Source organism: Pseudomonas sp. P5_A2_2, assembly GCF_054177685.1.
In genome coordinates, this window is sequence record NZ_JBGCUL010000431.1 from 1 (window position 1) to 3,758 (window position 3,758).

The 3,758-nt window shown below is 62.8% G+C and carries 3 protein-coding genes; all 3 read right to left on the minus strand.

Features of this window, described 5'->3' with window-relative positions:
• Positions 1-99 precede the first annotated feature (99 nt).
• The 3 genes from astD to aruF all read right to left on the minus strand — a co-directional run bounded on the left by astD (position 100) and on the right by aruF (position 3,681).
• Positions 100-1,569, minus strand: a complete 1,470-nt coding sequence (gene astD, locus ACXRVY_RS19840) for a succinylglutamate-semialdehyde dehydrogenase (protein WP_457266325.1) — start codon at positions 1,567-1,569, stop codon at positions 100-102.
• Positions 1,566-2,591: an arginine N-succinyltransferase gene (astA, locus tag ACXRVY_RS19845; RefSeq protein WP_108215210.1), complete on the minus strand. Its 1,026-nt coding sequence runs from the start codon at positions 2,589-2,591 to the stop codon at positions 1,566-1,568. The genes astD and astA overlap by 4 nt, the downstream gene beginning before the upstream one ends.
• 70 nt (positions 2,592-2,661) lie before the next feature.
• Positions 2,662-3,681 carry an arginine/ornithine succinyltransferase subunit alpha gene (gene aruF, locus ACXRVY_RS19850; RefSeq protein ID WP_007971023.1) on the minus strand — a complete coding sequence of 340 codons (1,020 nt, stop codon included), beginning with the start codon at positions 3,679-3,681 and terminating at the stop codon, positions 2,662-2,664.
• Between the last annotated feature and the right edge of the window lie 77 nt (positions 3,682-3,758).

The following is a 3,758-nucleotide window of genomic DNA, read 5'->3' on the forward strand; positions in this document are numbered from 1 at the left end:
CGGCCATCGCGAGCAGGCTCGCTCCTACAGGGTTTGTGTCGTACACCAAATGTGTATCCACCACCGAACCTGTGGGAGCCAGCCTGCTGGCGATGGGCATCACGCCATCTTCACGCCAGGCGTCAGGGCGGCAGGCAATACCAGGCTCGGCGTTTCCAGCGAGGCCACCGGATACGCGCAGTAATCCGCCGCGTAGTAGGCACTGGCGCGGTGGTTGCCCGAGGCGCCGACGCCGCCGAACGGCGCGCTGCTCGCGGCACCGGTCAGCTGTTTGTTCCAGTTGACGATACCGGCGCGGCTTTCCAGCCAGAATTGCTGGTAACGCGCTTCGGAATCCGACAGCAGGCCGGCGGCCAGACCGTAGGCAGTGTCGTTGGCTTCAGCGATCGCCGCTGCAAAATCAACGTAGCGGATCACCTGCAGCAACGGGCCGAACAGTTCTTCGTCAGGACGATCGGCGACAGTGGTCACATCCAGGATGCCCGGGGTCAGCAAGGCCGAATGAGCCTGAGGCTGAGTCATTTCCAGCAGCGCCACGGCGCCGTTGGCCAGCAGATGTTCTTGCGCATCCATCAACGCTTTCGCAGCACCAAGGGAAACCACCGAGCCCATGAACGGCGCCGGTTGCTGATCGAAGGCACCGACTTCAATTGTCGAGCTGACCGCCACCAGACGCGCCAGCAGCGAGTCGCCCCAGGCACCTTGTGGCACCAGCAAGCGCCGGGCGCAGGTGCAGCGCTGGCCGGCGGAGATGAACGCCGACTGAATGATCGTGTACACCGCGGCATCGAGGTCCGCAACCTGATCGACCACCAGCGGGTTGTTACCGCCCATCTCCAGCGCCAGGATCTTGTCCGGACGACCGGCGAATTGCTGGTGCAGGTGATTGCCGGTGCGGCTGGAGCCGGTGAAGAACAGGCCGTCGATGCCCGGGTTCGCCGCCAGGGCGATACCGGTTTCGCGAGCGCCTTGCAGCAAATTCAATACGCCGGCCGGCAGACCGGCCTCGATCCAGCACTTGACCGTCAACTCGGCGACTTTCGGTGTCAGTTCGCTTGGCTTGAACAGCACGCTGTTACCGGCCAGCAGTGCCGGCACGATGTGGCCGTTCGGCAGGTGACCCGGGAAGTTGTAAGGACCGAACACTGCCACCACACCGTGGGGTTTATGGCGCAGCACAGCGGTGGCATCGCCCAACGGACCGCTCTTCTCGCCGGTACGTTCGCGGTAGCTCTGCACCGAGATGGCAATCTTGTTGACCATGCTGGTGACTTCAGTCGCCGCTTCCCACAGGGGTTTGCCGGTTTCTTCGCCGATGGTATGAGCCAGTTCGTCCGCGTGGGTCTTCAGGGCAGCAGCAAAGGCTTCCAGCACCGAAATGCGTTCTTCCAGGGTACGCCGCGCCCAGCCCGGGAACGCCTGACGCGCCGCGTGCACAGCCGACTCGACCTGAGCGGCGGTGGCACCGACGCCGGACCACAGCACCTGCTGGGTCACCGGGTTCAGCGACTCGAAGGCTTCGCCCTCACCTGCCAGCCATTCACCTGCGATGTAAAGCGACTTCATTATTTCGACTCCCGAGCTGCGGACAACGCCACGGCGCGCACTTGATCGCCAGCGTTGAGTTGAAGACGTTTGGCGGTCTTCGAATCGACCACCAGAGTGCCGGCGGCCAGACGTGCCGGAGCGGCAGTGATGCGGCAGTCTTCGCGCTTGCGGTTGTGAATGATGAATGGCGTGGCGTCGTCGCCTGGCGTGCCAACGGCCAGCACCAGCGCCTGGCTGTCGCGCACGGCGCGGATCTTGCCGGTTTCGCATTCGATCGCAGGACCTGCGTCGAAAATGTCGACGTAGCCCTGGTAGCTGAAGCCTTCGCTCTTGAGCATGGCCAGCGCCGGCTCGGTGTCCGGGTGCACCTGACCGATGACGTTGCGCGCATCCGGCGACAGGAAGCAGGTGTACAGCGGGAATTTCGGCATCAGTTCGGCGATGAACGCCTTGTTGCCGACGCCGGTCAGGTAGTCAGCCTGGCTGAACTCCATCTTGAAGAAGTGCCGGCCCAGGCTTTCCCAGAACGGCGAACGCCCGGCTTCGTCGGAAACACCGCGCATTTCGGCGATGATCTTGTTGCCGAACAGTTGCGGGAACTCGGCGATGAACAGCATCCGCGCCTTGGACAGCATGCGACCGTTGAGGCCACTGCGGTAATCGGCGTGCAGGAACAGCGAGCACAGCTCGGAGTTGCCGGTCAGGTCGTTGGCCAGGAACAGCGTCGGGATTTCACGATAGATGTTCAGCTCTTGCGAAGCGCTGACTGTCAGACCGACCCGGAAGTTGTACCAGGGCTCACGCAGGCCGACGGCGCCGGCAATGGCGGAAATACCCACCACGCGACCGTCATCATCTTCGAGCACGAACAGATAGTCCGCATCACCCCGCCCGGCTTCGCCGCGAAAGGTCTTCTCGGCCCAGCCGACCCGATGGGCCAGCCGCTCTTCGTTGGCCGGCAAGGTGGTCAGGCCGGTGCCGGTGCTGCGGGCCAGGTCGATCAGAGCGGGTAAATCGCTGCTGCGTACGGGACGAACGATCATGCTATCTCCTCAAACGGGCCGCTTGCGCCACCCGTGAAACTTCGCTGCTTTCTAGGCATCAATTGCGACGTTAAACCGCCACCAGGCGCACGCTGGCACCCTCGCCGACGCCCAGGGCTTCGGCCGCTTCCAGGTCCAGGGTCACCGGTTTACCCGGCGCGTAGTCAAGCTCGAGCATGACCGCGCGGTAGTCCTGCAACTGGGCATTGGCAACCAGATACTGGCGACCGACACCTTTGACCGGCTCACCGATCTTCACCGGCACCACACGGCTCTGGGCGATCGAACGGATCCCCGAGACACGGGCATGCAGGGTCGGGCCGCCGTCGAAGATGTCGATGTAGTGATCGGTCTCGAAGCCTTCGCGCATCAGGATGTCGAAGGTGATCTGCGCCCGCGGGTGCACCTGGCCCATGGCTTCTTGCGCGGAGTCCGGCAGCAGGGGCACGTAGATCGGGTAATGCGGCATCAGTTCGGCGAGGAACGTCCGGCTCTTCAGGCCGCACAGACGCTCGGCTTCAGCGTAGTTGAGGTCGAAAAAGTTGCGACCGATGGCGTCCCAGAATGGCGAGTCGCCATTTTCATCGCTGTAACCGACGATCTCGGTCACCACGGAATCGGCAAAACGCTCCGGGTGGCTGGCGACGAACAGCAGACGGCCACGGGAATTGAGCTCTGACCAAGGCGAGCCCACCAGATCCCGCTGCACGTAGAAACTGGTCAGCAAGCTGTTGCCGGTCAGGTCGTGGCACTGCGAGAGCACGTGGATCTTGTTGTGAATTTTCAGCTCGCGGGAAGCGTGCACGAAGGTTTCGTTGCGGAAGCTGTAGAACGGTTCGGAGTAACCGGCCGACGCCACGATGGCCGAGCAACCGACCAGCTTGCCGGTGGCAGAGTCTTCGAGGACGAAGAAATAGCTTTCCTCGCCGTTGAAGCTCACTTCGGCGGCGAACGAGGCTTCGCTTGCCGCGATCTTGTCGCTCAGGCGTTCAACGTCATCCGGCAAGGAAGTGACACCAATCGGGCTGTCCGCAGCCAGACGCTGTACCTCGCCCAGATCAGCCATTTGCGCGGGGCGCATCACCAGCATGGTGTCACTCCTTTTTCTAAAATTCTTTGAGGAAAATAGCCGGCCCCTTGTAGGAGCGAGCCTGCTCGCGATGGTGG